General features: G+C 60.9%; 11 protein-coding genes, 6 pseudogenes and 1 riboswitch. Of the genes and pseudogenes, 6 read left to right on the plus strand and 11 right to left on the minus strand.

Annotated elements, in window-relative coordinates; genetic code table 11:
• Nucleotides 1-75 precede the first annotated feature (75 nt).
• The 5 genes and pseudogenes from HT737_RS03240 to HT737_RS03260 all read right to left on the minus strand — a co-directional run bounded on the left by HT737_RS03240 (nucleotide 76) and on the right by HT737_RS03260 (nucleotide 3525).
• Nucleotides 76-465 carry a RidA family protein gene (locus HT737_RS03240; RefSeq protein ID WP_007912330.1) on the minus strand — a complete coding sequence of 130 codons (390 nt, stop codon included), beginning with the start codon at nucleotides 463-465 and terminating at the stop codon, nucleotides 76-78.
• Between the two features lie 29 nt (nucleotides 466-494).
• Nucleotides 495-1293 (minus strand): annotated as a pseudogene (locus tag HT737_RS03245) (amino acid ABC transporter ATP-binding protein).
• A complete protein-coding gene (locus tag HT737_RS03250) occupies nucleotides 1290-1952 on the minus strand; it encodes an amino acid ABC transporter permease (protein ID WP_182401415.1) in 663 nt (220 codons plus the stop codon). The pseudogene HT737_RS03245 and the gene HT737_RS03250 overlap by 4 nt, the downstream one beginning before the upstream one ends.
• A gap of 9 nt (nucleotides 1953-1961) precedes the next feature.
• Nucleotides 1962-2625, minus strand: a pseudogene (locus HT737_RS03255) (amino acid ABC transporter permease).
• A 51-nt stretch (nucleotides 2626-2676) separates the two neighbouring features.
• On the minus strand, nucleotides 2677-3525 hold the full coding sequence (locus HT737_RS03260) for a transporter substrate-binding domain-containing protein (RefSeq protein WP_047294802.1): 849 nt from the start codon (nucleotides 3523-3525) through the stop codon (nucleotides 2677-2679).
• Between the two features lie 719 nt (nucleotides 3526-4244).
• Between HT737_RS03260 and HT737_RS03265 the strand changes: the two genes are divergently transcribed.
• From HT737_RS03265 to HT737_RS03290, 6 genes and pseudogenes are all read left to right on the plus strand, one after another.
• Nucleotides 4245-4676 (plus strand): co-chaperone YbbN, encoded by a 432-nt coding sequence (locus tag HT737_RS03265; RefSeq protein ID WP_182401417.1) that lies wholly within the window; start codon nucleotides 4245-4247, stop codon nucleotides 4674-4676.
• Nucleotides 4677-4850: 174 nt separating this feature from the next.
• Complete coding sequence (gene wecB / locus HT737_RS03270) at nucleotides 4851-6005, plus strand: non-hydrolyzing UDP-N-acetylglucosamine 2-epimerase (protein WP_182401419.1); 1155 nt, start codon at nucleotides 4851-4853, stop codon at nucleotides 6003-6005.
• Nucleotides 6002-8177: pseudogene (gene nrfB / locus HT737_RS03275) on the plus strand (cyclic di-3',5'-guanylate-activated glycosyltransferase NrfB). Before wecB ends, nrfB begins: the two are co-directional and overlap by 4 nt.
• Nucleotides 8174-11336, plus strand: a pseudogene (locus HT737_RS03280) (phage receptor). Before nrfB ends, HT737_RS03280 begins: the two co-directional pseudogenes overlap by 4 nt.
• Nucleotides 11336-12214 (plus strand): DUF4434 family protein, encoded by an 879-nt coding sequence (locus HT737_RS03285; protein ID WP_182401421.1) that lies wholly within the window; start codon nucleotides 11336-11338, stop codon nucleotides 12212-12214. The pseudogene HT737_RS03280 and the gene HT737_RS03285 overlap by 1 nt, the downstream one beginning before the upstream one ends.
• Nucleotides 12198-13274 (plus strand): diguanylate cyclase, encoded by a 1077-nt coding sequence (locus tag HT737_RS03290; protein WP_182401423.1) that lies wholly within the window; start codon nucleotides 12198-12200, stop codon nucleotides 13272-13274. The genes HT737_RS03285 and HT737_RS03290 overlap by 17 nt, the downstream gene beginning before the upstream one ends.
• A 120-nt stretch (nucleotides 13275-13394) precedes the next feature.
• Here HT737_RS03290 and HT737_RS03295 read toward each other — a convergent pair whose 3' ends face one another.
• From HT737_RS03295 to cobW, 6 genes and pseudogenes are all read right to left on the minus strand, one after another.
• The gene (locus HT737_RS03295; protein WP_182401425.1) at nucleotides 13395-14957 is read right to left on the minus strand and encodes a TerC family protein; all 1563 of its coding nucleotides are present in this window, start codon (nucleotides 14955-14957) and stop codon (nucleotides 13395-13397) included.
• A gap of 382 nt (nucleotides 14958-15339) precedes the next feature.
• On the minus strand, nucleotides 15340-16986 hold the full coding sequence (locus HT737_RS03300) for a phospholipase D-like domain-containing protein (RefSeq protein ID WP_182401427.1): 1647 nt from the start codon (nucleotides 16984-16986) through the stop codon (nucleotides 15340-15342).
• Between the two features lie 156 nt (nucleotides 16987-17142).
• Nucleotides 17143-17697, minus strand: a complete 555-nt coding sequence (locus HT737_RS03305) for a VWA domain-containing protein (RefSeq protein WP_080963285.1) — start codon at nucleotides 17695-17697, stop codon at nucleotides 17143-17145.
• Between the two features lie 104 nt (nucleotides 17698-17801).
• Nucleotides 17802-18801 (minus strand): annotated as a pseudogene (locus HT737_RS03310) (ATP-binding protein).
• Between the two features lie 150 nt (nucleotides 18802-18951).
• Nucleotides 18952-22801 (minus strand): annotated as a pseudogene (cobN, locus tag HT737_RS03315) (cobaltochelatase subunit CobN).
• A gap of 3 nt (nucleotides 22802-22804) precedes the next feature.
• The gene (gene cobW, locus HT737_RS03320) at nucleotides 22805-23875 is read right to left on the minus strand and encodes a cobalamin biosynthesis protein CobW (protein ID WP_047294811.1); all 1071 of its coding nucleotides are present in this window, start codon (nucleotides 23873-23875) and stop codon (nucleotides 22805-22807) included.
• A 97-nt stretch (nucleotides 23876-23972) separates the two neighbouring features.
• Nucleotides 23973-24186, minus strand: a riboswitch (cobalamin riboswitch).
• Nucleotides 24187-24399: the final 213 nt, after the last annotated feature.

Consider the following 24399-nt stretch of genomic DNA (forward strand, 5'->3'; position numbering starts at 1 on the left):
TGTTTTGCTGCACTTTTATTTAAAGATCAAAAAGATCGCAAGCCCTTCGGCAGCTCCTACAAGAGCCGACGACAATCAGGCCTTTTTCTTGTACGCGATGCAATCGATCTCGACCTTGCAATCGACCATCATGCTCGCCTGCACACAGGCCCGCGCCGGGGCATGTTCAGGCTTGAAGTACTCGCCGAAAACCTTGTTGAAACTGCTGAAATCCCGGGGATCGTCCAGCCACACCCCGGCCCGCACCACATCCTCCAGGCCATAACCGGCCTCTTCGAGAATCGCGATCAGGTTCTTCATGGTCTGGTGGGTCTGCTCGACGATGCCGCCAACGATGATCTCGCCGTCCACTGCCGGCACCTGGCCGGAGACGTGCAGCCAGCCGTCCGCTTCAACGGCGCGCGCGAAAGGACGTGGCTGACCGCCAGCGGCCGTGCTGCCGGTGCCGTATCGAGTAATGCTCATGGGTAGTTCTCCTGATTACAAAGCAAAAATTAGAACCGCGTGCTCTTGAGAAACTCAGCCAGACGCGGCGATTGCGGGCGTTCGAACAGCTCCTTGGGAGGCCCCTGCTCTTCGATCCGCCCCTGATTCATGAAAACAATCTTGTCGGAGACCTCGAAGGCGAAACGCATTTCGTGGGTCACCAGCAGCATGGTCATGCCGTCTTCGGCCAGTCCCTTGATCACGTTCAACACTTCACCGACCAGCTCCGGATCGAGGGCCGAGGTGACTTCGTCGAACAGCATCAGGCTCGGGTTCATCGCAATCGCCCGGGCAATCGCCACGCGCTGTTGCTGACCGCCGGACAACTGCCCGGGAAAGTGATTGCGCCGCTCCAGCAGGCCGACCCGCTCCAGCCATTTTCTCGGCCAGAGCGACGGCTTGGTCCTTGTGCATTTTTTTCACCTTGAGCAGACCGAGGGTGACGTTCTGCAAGGCTGTCAGATGCGGGAACAGATTGAATTGCTGGAAGGCCATGCCGGTCATGGCGCGATGGCGGGCAATGACTTTTTCCGCGTGGCGCACACGTTTACCGCCGACCTCGTCATAGCCGATGGACTCGCCGTCGAGCAGGATCTGTCCGCCCTGGAACTCTTCGAGCATGTTCACGCAGCGCAGCAAGGTGGTCTTGCCCGAACCGCTGGAGCCGATCAGCGTCACGACGTTGCCACGCTGCATGCTCAGATCGACGCCCTTGAGCACTTCGACTGCGCCGTACTGTTTGTGCAGGCCACGGATATCCAGCAGTGGCTGGCCATTTGAAACGTTGGAAACTTGAGCTTGAGTCATGGCAGGGCCACCCGCTTTTCAATGTGCCGGCCGAGTAATTCGATGCCGTAGTTGATGACGAAGAACAGAAAACCGGCGAACAGGTAGAACTCCAGAGTCATGAAGGTCCGGGCGATGATCTGTTGGGTGCTGAGCAGCAGTTCGGCGACGCCGATCACCGAGAGCAAGGTCGAAGCCTTGACGATTTCGGTGGACGAGTTGACCCAGGTCGGCAGGATCTGCCGCAGCGCTTGTGGCAGCAACACATAACCGAGGGACTGATAGAACGTCAGGCCAATCGCCTTGCTCGCTTCCATCTGCCCACGCGGCAAGGCCTGCAAGGCACCGCGCACGATCTCGGCAACGTGCGAGCCGCAAAACAGCGTGAGACCCAGCGCACCGGCCTGAAACGCGCTGATCTGCCAACCGAGCGCCGGCGCCATGTAGAAGCAGGCCAGCACCAACACAAACACCGGCGTACCGCGAATCAGGTCAACGTAACAACGAAACGGCGCGCGCATCCAGAACTTGCCGTAAGTCAGCACCAGACCGGCGACGACGCCGAGCAGCGTGCCGAACAGAATCGCCAGCGCCGACACCTGCACACTGGTCAGAAACCCTTGCAACAAGGTCTCGCGAGCGACCCACAACTCATGTAACCAACTGGGGGATTCGTACATCGCAGCCTCCTATCGGCGGATTGCCAGACGCTGCTCCAGGTAACGCAGCAGCATGGCAATGAGGTAACAGGCCGCGACATACAACGCCGTGGTCACCAGCCAGGTTTCAATCACCCGGTAGCTTTCGACGTTGATCTTGCGCGCGTAGTAGGTCAACTCCGGCACTGCAATCGCGGCGGCCAGCGAGGTGTCCTTGAACAGCGAAATGAAGTTGTTCGACAGCGCCGGCAACACGTTGCGCAGCATGACCGGCACGGTCACGTAGGCCTTGACCTGCCATTCACCGAGTCCGATCGCCAGCCCCGCTTCACGCTGGCCTTTGGGGGATGCTCAGCAAGCCGCCACGGAACACCTCGGTCAGATAGGCACCGGCATACAGCGACAACGTGATGATGAACGACGGGATCTTGTCCAGACGGATCCCCAGGCTCGGCAAAGCGAAGTAGATCAACAGAATCAACACCAGGATCGGCGTATTCCGCACCACCGTGACGTACACCGAGGCCAGCACCCGCAAGGCGCGATGCTTCGAGAGCAAGGCAAACGCCATCAGCAGGCCGATCACGCAGCCGATGGCAATCGACACCAGCGCCAGTTCAAGACCCAGACCGAGCCCCGCCAGCAAGGTGTCGAAATCGCGCCACACGGCTGCAAAGTTCAACTGATAGTTCATGGTCAGCAGTACCTTGAGCGGGGCGATTTGTATCGCCCCGCTCTCACGGGATCATTTGAATTCGACAGGGAAACCGATCGCCGGCGACGGCAGATCGACACCGAACCATTGCTTGAAGGATGCCGCGTAAGTCGGGAACTCAACGCCGGTCATGGCTTCATGCAGCGTGGTGTTGACGAAGTTCAGCCAATCCTGATCGCCGCGCTTGACCGCGCAGGCGTAGGTCTGCGGGCTCCACGCGTAGGTCGGGCTGCGGTAGCGGCCAGGGTTCTGCACCATCAGGTATTTGACCGACGACTGATCGGTAGCCGCGGCATCGGCACGGCCGGAGTTCACCGCCTGATACATCAGATCAACGCTGTCGTACTGATCGACCTTGGCCTTGGGCAGCGCCTGGTGCACCAGTTCTTCGGCGTAGACGTTTTGCAGCACGGCCACCGTAACGCTGTCACCGGCAGCCTGCAGGTCTTCGATTTCCTTGTACTTGCTGTTGGCCGGCAGCAGCAGGCCGACGCCTTCGCGGTAGTACGGCAACGTGAACGCCACTTGCTGCGCACGGCTGGCGGTGACGGTGATGAACTGGCAGCTCATGTCGACCTTGTCGGTCAGCAGGTTGGGAATCCGCGCATCGGACGACTGCACGACGAACTCGACCTTGTTCGGGTCATTGAACAAACCCTTGGCCACCATCCTGGCGATGTCGATATCAAAGCCCTGCAACTTGCCGTCCGCACCCTGAAAGTGCCACGGCGCATTGGTGCTGCCGGTGCCGACAATCAGCTTGCCCCGGGCCAGAACACTGTCGAGTTTGCTGTCGGCTGCCTGGGCCATGCCCATGACAGCGGACGAAGCCGCAAGAACAAAAACACACGCTTTGAACAACGAAGGACGGCGATGCATGGCAAGCACTCCAGGATGATGTTTATTCCGCTATACCGGAATACGGTTTGTTACTACGGAATAGACAGCAGAAAGTGTGCCACAGGAATGGCGGGGAATCTTTATAGGATTGAAATGTTTTTGGAATCAAAGAGATGCGGGAAACGCGAAAAATGGAGCCGAGTGCGGGTACTGATGGGCTGCGCTACCTTAGGCTACAAATAGCGAGTAGCCGGTTCCCAGATGGATCACGGATGAGCAGATTCGGTGCAATGCGATTGAAGTTCGGATTTGTCTCATAGGTCATCTAGCGAGACTTTAAAAAAGGGATCATTTTCTCGCTCCTCACACAACGCGATCAGCTTCTGATCCTCTAGTTTGTCCATTATCGCTTCATACTCCTTTTCAGACGCGCAGTTGAAAACGGGCTCGATCCGATGAAGGACTACGACAGTTTTACTGTCACTAGCGGCGACGGTGGCAATGGGATTTCGTTTCAATTCAGAAATTCTCGCTACGACATAAAGAACGATATAAGTCCCACCTCCGTTTTCGGATGAGTGAAAAAGGTATCACGTCCCGACATTCCACATTTCCGGGCTTCGTGTCGGGCCGGTCCTTCATAAAAGTGGGAAAAATCTCGCGAATCCACAGGCCACCTGTAATTTCTGACAGTAGACCTGTTCTTCACCCTTCTTTAACGTCATCGAACCTTCGAGGTCGTTGAAAAGGAGTTCTCAATGAGCGCTGCCAATACCATTTCCAATCTGGCCCCGGTTTATCGCAAAGCCCTGAAAACCTGGCGCCCGGTGATCCTGTACTTCGCCAATGAACACTGTCCTGCCTGCGAATGGGCCGGGCCGGTGTTTCGAGAAATTGCCGAGCCATATCGGCTGCGAGCGAATATCTACATGCTCAATACCCGTGAGTCGCCGCGCCATCCGCTGGTCACCGGTACACCGACGGTGCTGTTCTACAAGAACGGCAAACTCATGAAGAAGCTCAAGGGCATCGGCAGTGCGCAAACATTAAGTGAAGATTTCGCCCGGCACATTGGCAGAACCAAAGCGCCTGCCGCAGTCCGCCAGCCACGGCACGATCTGGCATGGTTGCGCCAAACCCTGCGCACACTCTGCACCCTCCCTCGCCCACGTCAGCAAAACTTTCGCTGAAAGTGCCAGCCAAGCGCCATCAACCGATGGCACTTTCATTCCAAATCATCGGTAACACACCCGTCTTCGACCGGATTGGACAAGTTTCCATCCGGCTGCTTTTCTTTATTTCTCGGTAAGAGAACGCGCTTGCGGCAATAGCACTCAGGTGTCGCCATGTCCCAGGAGGGGTCAATGTCCTTTAAAGTCATGATGGTTTTCGGTACTCGTCCGGAGGCCATCAAAATGGCCCCGCTGGCCCGGGTTCTGCGTCAGTGGCCTGACATCCAACTGAACATCTGTTCCACCGGCCAGCATCGGGAGATGCTCACTCAGGTGCTCGACGCGTTTGAACTGGCGGTCGACGAAGACCTGCAAGTGATGACCCAGGGCCAGACCATCAACGGCCTGTCGCAACATCTGCTGTCGCAACTGGACCAGGCCTACGACCGGGTCAACCCGGATATCGTGCTGGTGCACGGCGACACCACCACCAGCTTCATCGCCGCCCTCGCCGCGTTCAATCGCCAATTGCCGATCGGCCATGTCGAAGCCGGGCTGCGTACCGGCAACCTGCGCGCTCCCTGGCCAGAAGAGGCCAACCGGCGTCTGACCGGCGTGATCGCCGACCTGCATTTCCCGCCGACCTCGAAATCCGCCGCCAATCTGTTGCGTGAAGGGGTGCCCGAGGACAACATCGAAATCACCGGCAACACCGTGATCGATGCCTTGCTGTGGATGCGCAATCACCAGCAACAAACCGACTGGCGCCCAGCCGCCGATTCACCCTTGGCTGTACTCGATGATCGGCGCCGGATGATTCTGATCACCAGCCATCGCCGGGAAAACATCGGCGATGGCTTTCGCAACATCTGCCAGGCGCTGGCCGAACTCGCCGAGCGTTATCCGGACGTCCAATTCGTCTACCCGGTACATCTCAACCCGCTGGTGCAGGAAGTGGTGTACGGCACGCTTTCGGACAAACCCAACATCTACCTGATCGCCCCGCAGGACTACCCCCATTTCGTGTGGCTGATGAGCCGCGCGCATTTCATCCTCACCGACTCCGGCGGCGTCCAGGAAGAAGCGCCGGCCATCGGTAAACCACTGCTGGTGCTACGTGATGTAACCGAACGGCCGTCGGTACTGGAAAGCGGCACCATGCTGCTGGTGGGAACCGACACGGCGCGTATTGTCGAAGAATCCAGCCGACTGCTGGATGACAAAGACACCTACGCCCGCATGAGCCGCGTGCACTTTCCCTACGGCGACGGCCACGCCAGCGAACTGATCGCCACCCGACTCCACGCCTGGCTGAGCGCTCGCTCGGCGGCGGGTAGCGCCGTATGAGTCTGGGTTGGGTCGACTTCTTTGCGTATGTGCTGTTTGCTCTCAAATATGTGGCGATTGCCCTCGCCCTGTTGATGTTCATTCTTGGTCTGGATGACCTGTTCATCGATCTGGTCTACTGGTTCCGCAAGCTGATCCGGCGCTGGCGGGTCTACGAAAAATTCGAGCGCGCCGACGAACAGCGGCTCTACACCATTACGGAAAAGCCGCTGGCAATCATGGTGCCGGCGTGGAACGAGGTCGGTGTGGTCGGCGAAATGGCGCGGCTGGCCGCCTCGACCATCGATTACGAGAATTATCAGATCTTCGTTGGCACCTACCCTAACGACGCCGAAACCCAGGCCGACGTCGACGCGGTCTGCCAGCACTACCCCAACGTGCACAAAGTGGTCTGCGCCCGTCCTGGTCCGACCAGCAAGGCCGACTGCCTGAACAACATCATCGACGCGATCCTGCGCTTTGAAAGCGAGGCGAAAATCCAGTTCGCCGGCTTCATCCTGCACGACGCCGAAGACGTGATTTCGCCGATGGAATTGCGCCTGTTCAACTATCTGCTGCCAAACAAGGACCTGATCCAGATCCCGGTTTACCCCTATGCACCCGAGTGGAAAGGCTTTACCGCCGGGCACTATGTCGACGAGTTCGCCGAGAACCATGGCAAGGACGTCATCGTGCGCGAGGCCCTGACCGGTCAGGTGCCGAGCGCCGGGGTCGGCACCTGCTTCAGTCGCAAGGCCATCAGCGCCCTGCTTGAAGACGGCGACGGCATCGCCTTCGATGTGCAAAGTCTCACCGAGGACTACGACATCGGTTTCCGCCTCAAGCAAAAAGGCATGAAGTGTATCTTTGCCCGTTACTCCGTCAGCGATCCGACACTGGCACTGGAGCAACCGTGGGTGCTCGGCATGAACCGCGAGTTCTCCCAAGTGATTTGTGTGCGTGAGCATTTTTCCTCGCGACCTGCAACATGCAATCCGGCAGAAATCGCGCTGGATCGTCGGCATCGTCTTTCAAGGCACGAAGAATCTCGGCTGGAGCCGCAAGGGCCTGCTCAACTATTTCCTGTGGCGTGACCGTCGCGGGCTGATCGCGTACCTGTTGAGCTTTCTGGTCAACCTGCTGTTCGTGGTGTTGATCGCGATGTGGCTGATTACGGTGATTTCACCCGACTCGTGGCGCTATCCATCGATTCTCTCCGACAGCTCGCTGCTCTCGATATTGCTCTGGCTCAACGGCTTCATGCTGCTCAATCGGCTGTTTCAGCGGGGCTGGTTTGTCACTCGCTATTACGGACTGGTGGAAGGACTGCTCTCGGCGCCCCGCATGATGTGGAGCAACTTCGTCAACTTCTTCGCCAACCTGCGCGCGCTGCGTCAGGTCATGGAAATGGGCGATTCGCGGCGCGTAGCCTGGGACAAGACGACCCATGAGTTCCCCGCATTGACCAAGGCCCAGCGTACCCCCTTGGGTCACCGACTGGTGGATAAAGGCCTGCTTACCGAAGACCAGCTCGAAGCCGCCATCACCAGCCCGGTACGTCGGCGCCTGGGTCGCGAACTGCTGCTGCGGGAGTACATCAACAGCACCCAACTGGTACAGGAACTGGCCGACCAACTGGAGCTGGAATGGGCTCCGCTTAATCCGTTCAAACTCGACCCGCGCCTGATCGACGCCGTACCGCGCCGGGTGGCGAGCCACTACGGCGTGCTGCCCGTCGCCGAGGAAGGCAAAACGCTGGTGCTGGCGTCCGAAGGTCCGGTCAGCCAGGTTTCGCTCGGCGCAATCAGTCGCCAGTTACAACGCCCGGTGCGTTGTCGTCTGGCACCGCAAGGCCGGGTGACGCTGGGGATTCGCTACTGGTACGCCAGCCCCCGGCAAAGCGAAGAAGTGCGTCACATGCTGCAAGTGCTTGCGCGCCATCAGGACGACGAAGCACTGCTGGAACGGGTGAGCCGCCATCAGGTGTTGCTCGGCAATCTGCTGCAGGTGCGCGGCATGGTGCCGCCGACCCTGTTCAATCAGGCGCTGATCGACTTCGATGCGGACAAGATGTCCCTCGGCGAACACTTGATTGCCCGCGGCATCATCACTGAGGAAGTACTCCAGCAGGCCCTGGCCGATCAGGCCAGTGAACAACAAGCGGCTTTCCGCATCGTCCGGGAGGTCGCATGAAACCTGTATATCGTTACCCCCTGCTGATGGGCAGCCTGTTGCTTGGTCTGAGTACCGCATACCCGCTGCAGGCCGCGCCGCTGAGCGACTTTGAACAGTTCCGCAGCTATCCCTACATGGATCGCAGCTACCGCGAAGCGAAAAAAAGGCAACTGGAAAGAAGTCGAGCGGCTGATGCGCCACCTGCTGGAAAAAGTCCCGAAAAACGACGAAGCGCGGGCATTGCTGGTGGAATCGCTGGCCAGACAGCGGCGCTACAAGGACGCCGTCGAAGCCTTGCCGGCCAATGACAGCGAAGCGACGCTGGACTTGCGTCTGACCTGGATCGAACAGGATCCACCCGGCAGCACTCAGGTCGAGCAATGGATGGCGACCAGCGACCTCAACGACCGCGTGCGCCTGTGGCAGGCCTACAGCTTGACCCTGGCCAAATTCGGTGGTGCGGCCAAGGCCCATGACTGGCTGGCGCAACTGGCGCCCAAGGGCGACGACAACATCTTGCGTCTGGCCCGCGCCAACTGGTCCGAGCAAGTGCGTGACTGGAGCGGCACCATCGAGCAACTGGCGCCGCTCGCGGCGCGCAGCCAACTGGATGCCGAGGGCTGGCAACGTCTGGCCAACGCCTATGTGCAGCGACTGGACGAAAAACCGCTGCAACAACTGCTGCAACAGGCCCCAAGTCCCGAGGCCGCGCGCAAGGTGCGTCTGGCGATGGTCGATCGCGCCATCGCCATGGGCCACGATCAACAGGCGCAGCGCTGGCTGCAGTCACTGCCTGCTGAGGATCTGGCGGATCCGGCACAACGCCAGCGGCTATGGGAACTGGCACGCCAGACCGACGATGTGCCCAGCGTTCAACGCCTGAGCAACGACCTGCAGCGCCCCTGCCTGGAAACCACCGACTGGTTGTCGCGTCACGACCCGGAAGCCGCACTGACGCAATTGCGCAGTTGCCAGCCAAACGAAGATCCACAAGCGTGGCTGGTGCTCGCCCAGCGCTTGCAGGCTACCGATCTGCTGCAGAGCACAACGTTGCCGCAGCCGTGGGAGAGTCGACGACAGGCGCAACTGCTCGATGTCTGGCAGGAACAGGGCCAGAGCAGCAAGGTCATGGTCTGGCTCGCCGGGCAGCCACAGACCCCGGCGGTGGTCAAACGCCGCGCGCAACTGGCCCAAACCATGGGACGCCGCACCGAGGAACAAACGCTGTGGGAATACCACTACCGCCAGACCGGCGATCTGGCGTCGCTGAATCAGGCCAGTTTCCTCGCACTCGACAGCGGCGATCGAGCCCACGCGCAGGCACTGCTGGAAAACGCCTACGACCACTTCGGCGGACGCCTGCCGCACAGCGCGCTGCAGCGTCTGGCTGGAATCTACGCGTCAGCCAAAGACACCACACCCGCACAACAGCAGCGGATGGCATCACTGATCCGTCATATCGACGGTGCCACGCGCGGCCAATTGCTTGCGCAACTGGCAGAAAACGGTCAGTGCGATGCCGTGCAGCAAGCGCTTGGCAATCACCCGCAAGCCGCTGGCGATTACCGTGCGCTCGGCCGCTGCGCCATGCCGGATCGCCCCGGTGAGGCCGTGGTTTATTACCAGCAAGCAGAAAAACTCGGTGACCGCAGCAGCCGTCTGCCGCTGGCCTACGCGCTGGAAGCGGCGGGCGACTCCGCAGGAGCCTTGGCAATCTGGCGCAGCATTCCTGCCGCTGAACTCAGCGACAACGCCCGCCTGACCGCCAGCCGCAGCGCGCTGAATGCCGGTGACAACCAGGCTGCCGAGGGTTACTGGCAGCAAAGCAAGGCCCGTGGCGCCAATGAATGGGCGCTCGGCGCAGCGATTGCCGATGCCCGTGGCGAACATGCCGAGGCCTTGCAGCGCCAGCGTCAGGCGTTGCAGCAGGCACCGGATGCCGGGCATTTCTATGCCGCATCCGTCACCGCACAAAAGGCCGGCGACCTGGCGCAAAGCAATGCGTGGCTGGCGGAAGCGGTACGCCGCGAGCCGAACAACCCACGTTATCGCGCCGATTACGGCATGCGCCTGTCCGGCGCACCGACTCGCGAAGAGCGCGCCCGGGCGATCCCTTATCTGCAGCAGGCCACCCGCGATTTCCCCGAGGATTACCGTCTCGGCGAAACCTTGGCCTGGCGCTATGACGAAGTAGAAGACAGCGCCTCGGCACGCAAGGAACTGCGTCGGGTCATTGATCTGGAGCAGCACCCGGTGGCCGCCGACGACGAAGACGGCAGTATGGAAGCCCGGCGCTACCGCCAGCGTCGTGCCCACGAGACCCTGTCGCGTCGTGACAGCTTCACCCTCGCCAGCACCTGGTCGCCTGCGGGAGTGTCGACGAACGACTTCCTGCGCGACGACAACAGCAAAGGTACACGCCGCAGTGCCGGCTCGCAGAACGTGCAAGTGGCGATGTGGGACCACGCGCTGGGCGAAGAACCGAGCCGCGCGGGCAGCACGCTGTCAGTCTACGGGCGGGTTCTGCTCGGTGGTCAGAGTCGCTCCAGCTACGCTGAATCCGCTGCGGCGGGCGTCGGTCTGCGCTACAAGCCTTGGGGTACGCAAAACATCAACCTCTACGCTGAAATCTACAAGCAGAGCCAGTTCGATGAGCAAGACAACCACGGCCTGAGCCTGGGGCAGATGATCAATCCGCACAAACTCTCGGATCAGCTCGACGATCATCGCCAGGACGGTCACACCACCACCGATTACCTGTTGCGCGCCACGGCCTCGTTCCTCGATCAGGGACAGTACCGCAACGACTGGCGCGTTGATGAAAGCGATTGGGATGAGCGCTTTCTCTATCTGGATGCCGCGTGGTGGACCAAGGCTGGCGACCATCAGTGGCTGTCGCGTTTCCAGCAAGGGCATGCGTGGAAGCTGCCGTCCAACGCCGCGCAGACGATCATGCCTTATGGTTTTCTGGAGTTTGCCAGTCAGGACCCGAGCAATGACTGGCGTCAGGATCTGCGCACCGGGGTCGGCCTGCGCTGGCAATGGTGGTACGACGATGATCGCTACAACGCTTACCGCTCCAAACTGACCGTGCGCACTGAGTATCAGCAATCGTTGGGCGGCAATCTGTATGACGGCGGCAACGGTGTGTTACTGGGCGTGGAGTGGAATTTCTGATGGCGCGCTGGATGATGTTTTTCTGTCTGCTGCTTGGCGCAGTTGTCGTGCGTGCCGACGAGCGCGTTTTTTACCAACCGCTGAATGTCGATGCCAGCCTCAGTCAGGCTCAGTGGCAGCAAATCTGGCGAAACACGGTGCGTCAGGGTGCCCGCACCGTGATCGTGCAATGGACTGCCTATGGTGATTCGGACTTTGGCGGCGCCAACGGCTGGCTCGCCAACAGCCTGCAGCTGGCGCAACAACAAGGCCTGCAACTGGTGCTTGGTCTGAAAATGGATCCGGCTTACTACCAGCGCATCGATGAACTGGACAGCGCCAGCCTTGGTACCTACTGGCAGGCACAGTTGGGTCAGTCACTGGCGCAACAGCAAAAACTGCGCAGGGACTGGAAGCTGCCGGTCAATGGCTGGTATCTGCCACTGGAGCTGGACGACTTGCACTTTTTGGCGACAGATCGCCGAGCCACATTGCAACGCCAGCTCAAGGATTTCGCCAGCAAGCTCGATGCGCCGTTGCACATCAGTGCATTCAGTGCCGGCAAACTCGCACCGGGGGTAAACGGGCAATGGCTGGGTGAACTGAGCGCCGCAAGGGTTCAGGTGTGGTGGCAGGATGGCGCCGGTACGAAGAAACTGTCGCCAGTGGTGCGCAACGGCTATGCGAATGCACTGCCCTGCTCCGTGGGCATCGTTCGCGAGGCGTTTCGGCAGATCAGTGCCGAGGGGCAGGCCTTTCGTGCCGAACCTGCGCCGCTCGATGCGACATCCACAGGCTGCCACGCCAGCGCGGTATTTTCCCTGCGTTACCGCCCATGGGGGCGGGCAATCCTCGACAATCAACGCAAGCAGCAAGGCAGCAATGTACAAACTCATTGAAGAGCAGGTACTGAAGAAGACTGCGCCCGCCGAGTTGCGGGCCGAGTTCATCCAGCATGAATTCGAACGGCTGCATGGTTTCAGCCTGCTGATTTACATCGCCAGCATTGCGATCTGGCTGGTGTTTGATCTGGTCGTGAGTTTCCTCGGGGCACAGGGCTTCACTTGGCGTTCGATGGCCTTCATCGCGTTCTTTGCAGCGCTGACCGTGGTGCTGGGCTTCACCCGCAAGGCCCGGCATTTTGACCTGATCACGCTGCTGTTTGTACTGGGACTCACCATCGGCGTGCGGTTGATCGTCAGTGGTATCCCGCCCGCCGTCCATAGCTCCTGGCTGGTGCTCGCGGCGGCCAGCATGCTGTATAGCGTTTCGGTACTGCCTTTGAGTCGCGGGGCGTTCTTTGCGACGCAAGTGATTATCTGGCTGGTACTCAATCCATTCATCAACACCCCCACTACCCTGATCGAACTCCGGGGTGTGATGACCGCCTGCTACAGCGTGTTTCTCTGCTCATTGACGATTTACACTTTCCTCAAACTGCGTGAGGCCAAGCTCTACAACTACATCATGTCCCGGCTGCTGCTCGATCAGGCCTATAACGATACGTTGACCGAGATCCCCAACCGCCGGTCGTTCATGACCGTCGCGCAACAGCATCTGAAAGCCCTTCCTCGCGAGCATGACCACTATCTGGCAATGATCGACATCGACAACTTCAAGAAAGTGAATGATGTATACGGTCACGACATCGGCGATGAAGTGCTGAAGCGCGTGGCTGCCGACATCAAGACTGTGATGATGCAGCACGAATTCGCTCGTATGGGTGGCGAAGAGTTTGCGATTTATATGGCGGGCGTGCGCCGCGAGGATGTCGAGGCGCTGGCTGGCGAGTTGTGCCGGGTGGTTCGCGAGCAACCGACACAGCACCCGGTCACGATCAGCATGGGTGTGGCTCGGGTGGAGGATGGCGATACCTTGAATCAGGCACTGGTCAAGGCGGATGACGCGTTGTATGAGTCAAAGCATACGGGCAAGGATCGCTTCACTTTTCATCAGTGATTTTGTGGCGCAGGACAGATTGCATTCGCGAGCAGGCTTGCTCCCACAGGGAATGTGCAGGTAAACCGATCAATGTGGGAGCCAGCCTGCTGGCGATGGGGCCGGCAAGACAGCAAAGCATTACACAGCAGCATCACGCGCCAGCAACACCCGCGTCACCCGCCGCTCTTCCACGGCCACCACAGTCATCTGCCAGCCTTCGTATTGCAGGCGATCGCCCTTCATCGGCAAACGATCCAGCAGACTCATCACCAGCCCGGCCAACGTCTGATAATCCTCGGTTGGCTGCGCACCAAATCCGGTACGTTCACGCACACGCGTCAGATTCAGAGCGCCGTTGACCACAAACCCGCCCTGCTCTTCGATCACGTCCGGGCCTTCGATTTCGCTGGCATCGGGCAGTTCGCCGGCAATCGATTCGAGGATGTCGGTCATGGTCAGCACGCCGACGAAGTCGCCGAACTCGTTGACCACAAAAGCAATGTGGGTCGACGCTGCGCGCATCTGCTCCAGCGCATTGAGGATCGAATAGCTGTCGAGCAGGTTGATGGTCTTGCGTGCGAGATGTTCCAGGTTCGGCTCAATGCCGCTCAGGTACTCCTTGAGCAATTCCTTCTTGTGCACGAAGCCCAACGGTTCATCCACGGCACCGTTGCGGATCAGCGGCAGACGCGAATAGGACGAGTGCATCAGTTTTGTCCGGATCGTTTCGGCGTCGTCGGCCAGATCGATGGTGTCAACGTCGGCGCGCACGGTCATCAGGTTGCGAATCGGGCGTTCGGCCAGTTGCAGCACGCCACTGATCATCACCCGCTCGCGCCGGTCGAACAGTTCTGCACTCGGGGCTTCGCCGTCATCCAGCAGATCGGAAATTTCCTCGCCGACCTCCTCCACTTCCAGCTTGCGTCCGCCCAGCAAGCGCATCACCGCGTGTGCCGTGCGCTCACGTAGGGGGCGCAGGCCTTGCATCGAACGTTTGCGTCGGGCCCGGGCGATCTGGTTGAACACCTCGATCAGGATCGAGAAGCCGATGGCCGCGTACAGATAGCCTTTCGGGATGTGGAAGCCCAGGCCTTCGGCGGTCAGGGCGAAACCGATCATCATCAGGAAGCCCAGACACAGCATGATCACCGTCGGGTGCGCATTGACGAAGCGGGTCAGCGGCTTGCTGGCCACAATCATCAGGCCGATGGAAATGATCACCGCGATCATCATCACCGCCAACTCGTCGACCATGCCGACGGCGGTGATTACCGCGTCCAGCGAGAACACCGCATCGAGCACCACGATCTGCGCCACGATCGGCCAGAACAGCGCGTAAGCGGCGTTGGTCGAGCGCTGGCCGACGTGGCCTTCAAGCCGTTCGTGCAGCTCCATCGTCGCCTTGAACAGCAGGAACACACCACCAAACAGCATGATCAGGTCACGGCCGGAGAAGCTCTTGCCGAACACTTCGAACAACGGCTGCGTGAGGGTCACCAGCCAGGAAATGCTCGCCAACAGGCCCAGACGCATGATCAGCGCCAGCGACAGGCCGATGATCCGCGCACGATCGCGCTGATGTGGCGGCAGTTTGTCCGCCAGAATCGCGATGAACACCAGGTTGTCGATACCCAGCACCAGTTCCAGCACGATCAGAGTCAACAAGCCTAACCAGGCCGTGGGATCCGCTAACCATTCCATAAAATGTCTCGATCTCTCTTCAGTGAATTCAGGCTGCCGGACACGGCAAAGTGCAACGCGAAGGCTCTGAAGCCGCGTTGTCAACGATAGACGGGTGTCGGAAAACCGGATGCTGCGAGTGCGTCAAGACCGCGCCATGGCGCGAGGAGAAGGTACGACTGGGAGGCTCCAAGAGGGTGTTCATGCAAATCCTGAATGAAAAATGGCCTTGGAGCGTACAGGCTCTGACGACAATTCCTACAGAGCGAAATCATTTCAAAATCTGTATCAACTGACCACTGCCCCCCTGCAGGAGCTGACGCAGGCTGCGATCTTTTGATCTTGACCTTAAAAAAAACAAAGTCAAAAGATCGCAGCCTGCGGCAGCTCCTACAGGAGTCTGTCATCGTCCGGCAAAGCGCAACCGCGACAACTGGCGCAAATCCCCCTCCACGTAGTAATCGTTGGTCCAGCTGTCATCCACCGCCAACGGACTCACCTGCTTCAGCTCGAGTTTTTTCGCGAAATAGCGGAAGCGGTAATGCTCATAAAACCGCAGCAATTCCAGACCGTAACGATCAGCCAGATCGGTGTCGCCGCGAATGATCAGGAAGTTCTCGTCATTGCCGTGACTGGCCGAAGTGCTGAGGTTGTGGCTGCCGCTGATAATCGTCGGCCTGTCGCTGGTGAAGTCGACGACCACCGCTTTGGTGTGCACCAACAGGTTGCCCTTCTGACCTTTCATGTTTTCTTTCAGCCAGCCTTCCAGCCCGGTGTTGAGCAAGGCGGTGGCGGCGAATTCGGCGCTGCGGTCGGCATGAAACCCGGTGATGCGGCTCGCGGTGTTTTGCAGGCCGTAACGCAGGATGTCGTCATGGGGCTTGCCAAGCAACGCATTGAGGATCGCGTCCGGCAAGGTGAATGCCGTGACAAACAGCACGTCCTTGCTGGCGGCCTCGATGATCTCGACAAACTCACGCAAATCGCCGCCACCGCTGCGTGGCGAGAACCCGGCGAACAGCGGCTGCGTCGGATCCATCGGGTTGTGCTCGGTGATCCAGTTGCGCGTCGCAGCGACGTCGGCGGGGTTGGCCCAGACCTCTTCGAACGTTTGCAAATAGCGCGTGGCAATGGTCACGTCATCAAGCGTATGCACCACATTGGCCTGGCGATACACGCCATTGGCGGTGAAATTGGTGCTGCCGCACAGCACCGCCTGCGGTTGACGCTGACCGACGCCATCGACTCGGCTGAGGACGATGAATTTGTCGTGGAAAATGTTGTGAGTGACCCGGCCCCGCTTGTTCGCCGCTGGTAATTGGGCAAGGTTCGCTTCGTTCAGGGTCGTATCGGGATCATCAGGCTGGGCGTGGTACAGCACGCGCACTTGCACCCCTCGCGCGAACGCCGCGTTCACGGCATCGATGATCGCCTGCAACTGATACTCGTAGATCGCAATGTCCAACGCCCACTGCGCGTCCACAGCCTGCTCGATGAAGCTCAGCAATCGCTCCAGCAGTCCGTTCTCCAGCCACAGGCGCGCCGCGTCGGGCCAGGCTTCGATGGGCAGGTTCTTGTTGGCGCTGATCTGTGCGTCGAGGTCGGGAAATTTGCGCTGAAACGCCTGACTGGCAGCCACGGCGCGATTGAAGATCACGCTCTGATTGGCCGGGTGGCCGTCGTCACTGGTGATGCTCAGCGCGAGCGATTCGCCCAGTAGCGGCGCGTCCGCCGTGCCGTAGGCCAGGTGCACGCGATAGTGCAGGGTCGTGCCCGGGTTGACGGCGTAATCGGCCCAGCGGAATTTCTGCAGCGGTGCCTTATCGCTGGGCGTGGCGTGATATTGCGGGAACGTGTGAACCTTGCCGGGAAACGTCAGGCTGTTGAACAGGAACAACCACGGTTTGTCACCCTGCTGCTTTTCGATGGCAAACCCGAGCAAGCCATTACGGCGGGGTTCGGCCAAGTCCATGGCGAGCAGCACGCCGTTGGTGCCGGCGTAGGCCTTGACGCGAAAATCGTCCTGAGGATTGGCGACCAGTACCCGCATGATTCACTCCTTGTGATTGGGCTGGGTGGAGCATAGAGCAGCGCTGCGGTTTTTGGTGATCCCGCATGGTCCGAGGCGATACCTTCGCGAGCAGGCTCGCTCCCACAGAGCAAGCGGTGTTCACCAACCTTGCTCGCGAAGAGGCCCGCTCAGACTTCACACATCATCGATATGCCGATATTCCGCATTCAGCACCGCCGCCAATTCCCGCGCCCGCGCCAGACGGATCGGCCCCCGCTCGATGTCGATCAGCAACCCCGGACACCCCAGCGGCAGCAGCGGCGGCAAGGTTTTCAAACGTCCGTCCGTGACCAGCAACAAGCGTTGCTGCTCGGCCGGAAAGCGCTTTTGTCGCTGCATCAGCCATTGCTGCGCCTGCGTCAACGCCGCCACCAATGGCGTGCCGCCGCCCGCGCCCAGTGTCTCCAGCCAGGTGCGCAAGCCACTTGAAGCCTTCAATCCTTGCACCTGCCATTGCGGCGCGCTGCCACTGGCGGTCAGCAGTGCCAGTCGTGCCCGTTGTCTGTAAGCGTCATCAAACAATTGCGCGAGCAAACCCTTGGCATCGCTCAGTGCCTGATGCCGACGCGTCGAAGCCGACGCATCGACGATCACCAGCCATAACTCATGGGGGGCACGAGTGCGCAGCTGAAACTGCAAGTCCTCACGGGTTTGCGGCCGACCGTTTAGCAGCGTCCCTGGCCAGTTCACCAGACCGCTGCGCGCAGCGTGGCGCTTGCCCTGGCGTCCGTAGTCGAGTCGTCCGGCGCGGGGACTGGCATTCGCCCCCGCGTCGGATCGGGGACGAATGCCGGTTACTTTTTTGGCCAGCTCGGCACTTCGCGGCGTGCGCCAGTCGCCAGCGCCCGGAGCAGGCATGTCGCCCCACTGCCCCTGCCCATCGCTTGGTTCGGCCTGGGTGCTGGTCTGGTTCTGCGCAGATGGTTGAGGGCTGGGCGAAGTGGACCCACGACGGCGATGGCGCAGGGCGAATTCCGCCACCGCATCGATGTCTTGCTCGGCAATGGCTTCGGCACCGCGCCATGCCGCGTGGGCTCGGGCCGCACGCAGCCAGACCAGATCGGCCCGCAAGCCATCGACGCCGGCGGCAAAGCAGCGCTCGGTGATGCTCGCCAAAGCCTCGTCGTCCAGCGCAATGCGCGCCAAGGCGATGCGCGCCTGTTCGCAGCGTTCGCGCAGCGCTTGCTGCTCGGCTTCCCACTGCGCACAGAACGCCTGCGGGTCGCTGTCGAAATCCAGTCGGCGACGGATGATCTGCCCGCGTTCGGTCGGCGCGGTGTGGCCGCTGAGGGCGACGTTCAGGCCAAAACGGTCCAGCAGCTGCGGGCGCAATTCGCCCTCTTCCGGGTTCATTGTGCCGATCAACACAAACCGTGCCGAATGCCGATGCGAGATGCCATCACGCTCGACCAGGTTGGTGCCGCTGGCCGCCACATCCAGCAGCAGATCCACCAGATGATCCGGCAGCAGATTCACTTCATCGACATACAGCACACCGCCGTCGGCCTTGGCCAGCACGCCGGGAGAAAACTGCGCACGACCTTCACTCAGCGCGGCATCCAGATCGAGGGTGCCGACCAGACGTTCTTCGGTGGCGCCCAGTGGCAAGGTGACGAACTGACCGCTGGCCAGCAGATCGGCGAGGCCACGGGCCAGAGTCGATTTAGCCATTCCGCGTGGGCCTTCGATCAGCACGCCACCGATTTTCGGGTCGATGGCGGTGAGGTACAGCGCGAGTTTCAAGTCATCAGCGCCGACCACGGCGGAGAGCGGGAAATGCGGGATGTCGGTCATCTTCAATACTCGGTCATGGTCGGTGATCTTTCGAAAATCGCTGGGAGCCACGTTGATCCCTGCTCGCGAAAGCGGTGTGCCAGCTACAAAAATACTGTCTGACACGACGCCTTCGCGAGCAAGCTCGCGCCCACAGGGGATTGCGGTGCATCAGGTGTCTTCTTCTATATCCAGCAGCAGGTTTTCCAGTGCTTCTTTATACACGCCGGGTTCCTGCCACATCCCGCGTTGCTGCGCTTCCAGCATGCGTTCGGTCATGTCGCGCAGGGCATGCGGATTGTGTTCACGAACAAAATCCCGGGTCGTCGGGTCGAGCAAATAGGCGTCGGCCAGCAACGCATATTGATGATCGTCGATCAGTTGCGTGGTGGCGTCGAAGGCGAACAGGTTATCGACTGTCGCCGCCAGTTCAAACGCGCCTTTATAGCCGTGACGTTTGACCCCGTCGATCCACTTCGGATTGGCCGCCCGCGAGCGGATCACCCGATTGAGTTCTTCTTTCAGGGTGCGGATTTTCGGCAGATCCGGCTGACTGTGATCGCCGTGATAACTCGCCGCCGCTTCCCCGCGCAGGGTTTCCACCGCCGCGAGCATGCCGCCCTGAAACTGGTAATAGTCGTTGGAATCGAGCAAGTCGTGCTCGCGATTGTCCTGATTCTGCAACACCGCCTGCACCTGGCTCAGGCGCTGGGCGAACTGTTCGCGGGCGGCGGTGCCCTCATCCGCCCCGCCATAGGCGTAAGCGCCCCAGTTCAGGTAGACCTCGGCCAGATCCTCGCGACTCTGCCACAGGCGACCGTCGATGGCGCCCTGCACGCCCGCGCCATAGGCACCGGGTTTGGCGCCGAAAATCCGCCAGCCGGCCTGACGCCGCGCCGCGTCGGCATCCAGCCCCGATTGCAACAGCGCCTCGCGCTCGGCACGCACCTTCGCCGCCAGCGGATTGAGATCATCCGGTTCGTCCAGCGCTGCCACCGCTTGCACGGCGGCGTCGAACAGACGAATCAAATTGGCAAAAGCATCGCGAAAAAAGCCCGAGACCCGCAGCGTGACGTCGACCCGTGGCCGGTCAAGCAGGCTCAGCGGCAGAATCTCGAAATCATCGACGCGCTGACTGCCGGTGGCCCACACCGGGCGCACGCCCATCAGTGCCATGGCCTGGGCGATGTCGTCACCGCCGGTGCGCATGGTCGCGGTGCCCCACACCGACAGGCCGAGCTGACGCAGGTGATCGCCGTGATCCTGCAAATGCCGCTCGAGAATCAACGTCGCGGACTGGAAGCCGATGCGCCACGCGGTGGTGGTCGGCAGGTTGCGCACGTCCACCGAGTAGAAGTTGCGCCCGGTGGGCAGCACGTCGAGACGGCCACGGCTGGGCGCGCCACTTGGGCCGGCGGGGACGAAGCGGCCGTTGAGGGCGTCGAGCAGACCGCGCATTTCGGCGGGGCCGCAGGCGTCGAGGCGTGGGGCGATGACTTCGCACAGGTTTTCAATGATCGCCCTCACTTCAGCCCAACACGCCCCTTGTGGGAGCGAGCTTGCTCGCGAAAGCGTCGTGTCAGTCGACATTGATGTACCTGACCCACCGCTTTCGCGAGCAAGCTCGCTCCCACAGGGGATTTGTAGTGCTTGGGCGATCAGTTGAGTAGCGAACAGTTCGAGGCGTTCGCGGGTATCGCCGGCGCTGCGCCAGACTTCGTCGCTGACGCTTTGCAGCTCCGCAGGGCGCGGGCCGTTCCATGGATCGGCAAGGGCGCAATCCAGCGGATCAAAGCTCAATTCAAACGCCTTGGCCAACGCCCGCAGCAGACTCGACTGTGCGCCTTTGCCGTCGCCACGCGGAATGCGCAACAAGGCCAGCAAGGTATCGATACGCAAACGTCCGGTCGGCGATTCGCCAAAGATGTGCAGGCCATCGCGAATCTGCGATTCCTTCAGATCACACAGGTAGGTGTCCAGCCGCGGCAGCCAGATCGCGGCGTCGGCATCACTGTCCAGGCCCGCGTCGAGTTGCAGTTCGCGGTCGATCTGCGTCTCGCGCACCAGTTGCAGAATGTCGCGTTGCAGCTCTCGCGCACGACGTGGATCGAGCAGTTGCGCCTCGTAATATTCGTCGGCCAACAGTTCCAGATTGCGCAACGGGCCGTAGGTTTCGGCGCGGGTCAGCGGCGGCATCAGGTGGTCGATGATCACCGCTTGCGTGCGCCGTTTGGCCTGGGCGCCCTCGCCCGGGTCGTTGACGATAAACGGATAGATGTTCGGCAGCGGCCCGAGCAGCGCGTCCGGCCAGCAATTCTGCGAAAGCCCCACGCCCTTGCCCCGGCAGCCATTCGAGGTTGCCGTGCTTGCCGACGTGAATCACCGCGTGCGCACCGTAGGTGTTGCGCAGCCAGAAATAGAACGCCAGATAGCCGTGCGGTGGCACCAGATCCGGGTCGTGATACACCGCACTCGGATCGACCTGATAACCGCGCACCGGCTGAATGCCGACGAAGGTCAAGCCGAAGCGCAGACCGGCGATCATCATTCGCCCGTCGCGGCACATCGGGTCGTTTTGCGGCGTGCCCCAGCGTTCCAGCACTGCCGCGCGATTGGCCTCGGGCAGCGCATTGAACATCGCCAGGTAGGCGTCCATCGCCAGACTTTGCTGACACGGGCGCAGGTCGATGCTGTCGAGGTCGTTGCTGACCCCGCCGAGTAATTGCTGGATCAACGCGGTGCCGCTGTCCGGCAACTCCGCGGTCAACGGAAAGCCGTCGGTCTGCAACGCGCGCAGGATATTCAACGCCGCCGCTGGCGTGTCGAGGCCGACGCCATTGCCGATGCGACCGTCGCGGGTCGGGTAGTTGGCGAGAATCAGTGCGATGCGTTTTTCAGCGTTCGGCAGCCGCGCCAGATCGCTCCAGCGCCGGGCCAGTTCAGCGACGAAATCCATGCGCTCGGGTTGCGCCCGGTAGCAGACCACGTCGGACTGACTGCGCTCGCTGCGCCAGGCCAGATCCTTGAAGCTGACCGGCCGGCTGATGATGCGCCCGTCAAGTTCCGGCAAGGCAATGTGCATCGCCAGATCCCGTGGCCCCAGCCCCTGTTCGCTGTCGCGCCAGCCCGGCTCGTTGTCCTGGGCGCAGATCGCCTGAATCACCGGAATATTGCGCCGGAACGGCCGCAGGTGCGGCGCTTCCGGGCTGGATTGCGCGAAGCCGGTGGTGTTGAGGATCACCGCAGCTTCGACCTCATCCAGCCAGTCCTCGACCACCGACAGACAGCCGGGTTCTTTCAGGCTGGCGACGGCGATCGGCAACGGATTGAGCCCCGCCGCCTGCAAGCGCTGGCAGAACACATCGATGAACGCGGTGTTCGCCGCTTGCAAATGCGAGCGATAAAACAGCACCGCCGCGACCGGTTGACCGGGCTGCCAATCGGCTTGCCAGTCGCTCAGTGCGGCGGTGTTTTTCTGTGGGTGATAAATCGCCGTACGCGGCAGCGCTTGCGGCTCGCCCCAGGCGTAATCCCGCGCCAGCCAGCGGTTGGCCAGACAATGGAAGAAGCCCAGCGCATTGCCCATGCCGCCCTGACGCAAAAACTGCCAGAGACGGTCGCGATCTTCGGCGGGCACGGTGCTCAGGTCGCTGAGTTCCGGGTCCGGACGGTCATCCCCCGGCACCAGAATCACCTGCACGCCGCGCTCGGACAATTCCACCAGACGCTCGACGCCATAACGCCAGTAGGCGATGCCGCCATGCAGCGAAATCAGGATGACCTTGGCGTGCCGCAGCACCTCCTCGACATACAGATCGACCGAAGCGTGATTCTGCACCTGCATCGGATTGGCCAGGCGCAGGCTCGGGTAATCCTCGGGCAGTTGCTGCGCCGCTTCGGCGAGCAGCGCCAGGCTGGAGTCGCCGCTGCACAGGATCACCAGCTCGGCGGGGGTTTGTCCAAGGTCGGCAATGTTGTCATCCGACACGAAACCGCCGGGCTGGGTCCTGAGCAGGTGCATGGCTTAAACGCTGAGCGCGGCGCGCAGTTGCGCTTCGAGTTGCGCAGCGTCGAGTTCCTGACCGATCAACACCAGACGAGTGACGCGCGCTTCGTCAGCGCCCCACTGGCGGTCGAAGTGCTTGTCGAAACGCGTGCCCACGCCTTGAATCAACAGGCGCATCGGCTTGTTCGGAATCGCCGCGAAGCCCTTCACACGCAGGATGCCGTGCTGCACAACCAGTTGCGTCAGCGCGTCGAGCAGCAGGCTTTCGTCGGCTTGCGGCAGTTCGATGGAGATCGAATCGAAGGCGTCGTGATCGTGGTCATCGTGGTCGTCATCACCGTCGTGGTGGTGATCGTGATGGCTGTGACGGCTGTCGATGTGTTCTTCGGATCCGGCACCGAGACCAATCAACACGTCCAGCGGCAGGCGACCGTTGCTGGCTTCGATGATTTTTACTGCTGGCGGCAGTTCTTCAGCGACTTCAGCGCGCACGCGAGCGAGGTCTTCCTGGCTGGTCTGGTCGGCCTTGTTGAGGATCACCAGATCGGCGCTGGCCAGTTGGTCGGCGAACAATTCATGCAGCGGCGATTCGTGATCCAGGTTCGGATCGAGTTTGCGCTGGGCATCGACCTGGTCCGGGAACGCAGCAAAGGTCCCGGCGGCCACGGCCGGGCTGTCGACCACGGTGATCACCGCGTCAACGGTGCAGGCGCTGCGGATTTCCGGCCACTGGAAAGCCTGGACCAAGGGTTTTGGCAGGGCCAGACCGGACGTCTCGATCAGAATGTGATCGAGATCACCGCGACGGGCGACCAGTTCGCGCATCACCGGGAAGAACTCTTCCTGCACCGTGCAGCACAAGCAGCCGTTGGCCAATTCGTAGACGCGACCGGTGGCTTCTTCTTCGGTGCAGCCGATGGTGCATTGTTTGAGGATCTCACCGTCGATGCCCAGCTCGCCGAACTCGTTGACGATCACCGCGATACGGCGGCCCTGAGCGTTGTCGAGCATATGGCGCAGCAAGGTGGTTTTGCCCGAGCCGAGGAAACCGGTGACGATGGTGACGGGGAGTTTGGCCAGTGTTTTCATCGGATGCCCTTTGGCAAGGTGGCGGGCATACTGGACGAGATCCGCTGCGGGCGTGCGCGCGGAAGAATTCGCCACCGGATCACCCCGCCCGGTTGTAGTGAGAAATCTGTCACGAGGCAGGTCTCCTGGCTGACGGTGTTCAGGCCATGGACCTGGCATTCGCTGCGCCTTCCCGCGGGCTCAGTGAATTGAGCTGGCAGTGGCGTGGCAACGAACTTCACCGTTCACAGTTGCGGGGGCAGCCGCGGCTTTGACCGCGTTCCCTTCTTAGCTTCGGCGTGGGCCGAAGAACCTCGAAGGTGCAAGGCTACGCATGGGTTGAGGATGGGTCAATGTTTGGATTGGGGGCATATCCGTTGCTGCGGGGGTTGCTGATTACGGTTTCGCCGTTGCGGCGGGTCACTTTTGCCAGACCTCGGGTTACGGGGTCTGGTTTTTTTTGGATTGGGGGCATATCCGTTTCTGCGGGTGTCGCCGCTGGCGGTTTCGCTCTTACAGCGAGTCATCACTTWCCAAACGCCGAA

It is taken from the genome of Pseudomonas sp. MD195_PC81_125, from assembly GCF_014060985.1.
Classification (GTDB): domain Bacteria; phylum Pseudomonadota; class Gammaproteobacteria; order Pseudomonadales; family Pseudomonadaceae; genus Aquipseudomonas; species Aquipseudomonas parakoreensis.

Excerpts from the sequence above, each read along its gene's own strand:
- HT737_RS03285 (WP_182401421.1), top strand. The coding sequence starts at position 11,336 with ATGGCGCGCTGGATGATGTTTTTCTGTCTGCTGCTTGGCGCAGTTGTC.
- HT737_RS03240 (WP_007912330.1), bottom strand. The coding sequence starts at position 465 with ATGAGCATTACTCGATACGGCACCGGCAGCACGGCCGCTGGCGGTCAG.
- HT737_RS03300 (WP_182401427.1), bottom strand. The coding sequence starts at position 16,986 with ATGCGGGTACTGGTCGCCAATCCTCAGGACGATTTTCGCGTCAAGGCC.
- HT737_RS03260 (WP_047294802.1), bottom strand. The coding sequence starts at position 3,525 with ATGCATCGCCGTCCTTCGTTGTTCAAAGCGTGTGTTTTTGTTCTTGCG.
- HT737_RS03265 (WP_182401417.1), top strand. The coding sequence starts at position 4,245 with ATGAGCGCTGCCAATACCATTTCCAATCTGGCCCCGGTTTATCGCAAA.
- cobW (WP_047294811.1), bottom strand. The coding sequence starts at position 23,875 with ATGAAAACACTGGCCAAACTCCCCGTCACCATCGTCACCGGTTTCCTC.
- HT737_RS03295 (WP_182401425.1), bottom strand. The coding sequence starts at position 14,957 with ATGGAATGGTTAGCGGATCCCACGGCCTGGTTAGGCTTGTTGACTCTG.
- wecB (WP_182401419.1), top strand. The coding sequence starts at position 4,851 with ATGTCCTTTAAAGTCATGATGGTTTTCGGTACTCGTCCGGAGGCCATC.
- HT737_RS03290 (WP_182401423.1), top strand. The coding sequence starts at position 12,198 with ATGTACAAACTCATTGAAGAGCAGGTACTGAAGAAGACTGCGCCCGCC.
- HT737_RS03250 (WP_182401415.1), bottom strand. The coding sequence starts at position 1,952 with ATGTACGAATCCCCCAGTTGGTTACATGAGTTGTGGGTCGCTCGCGAG.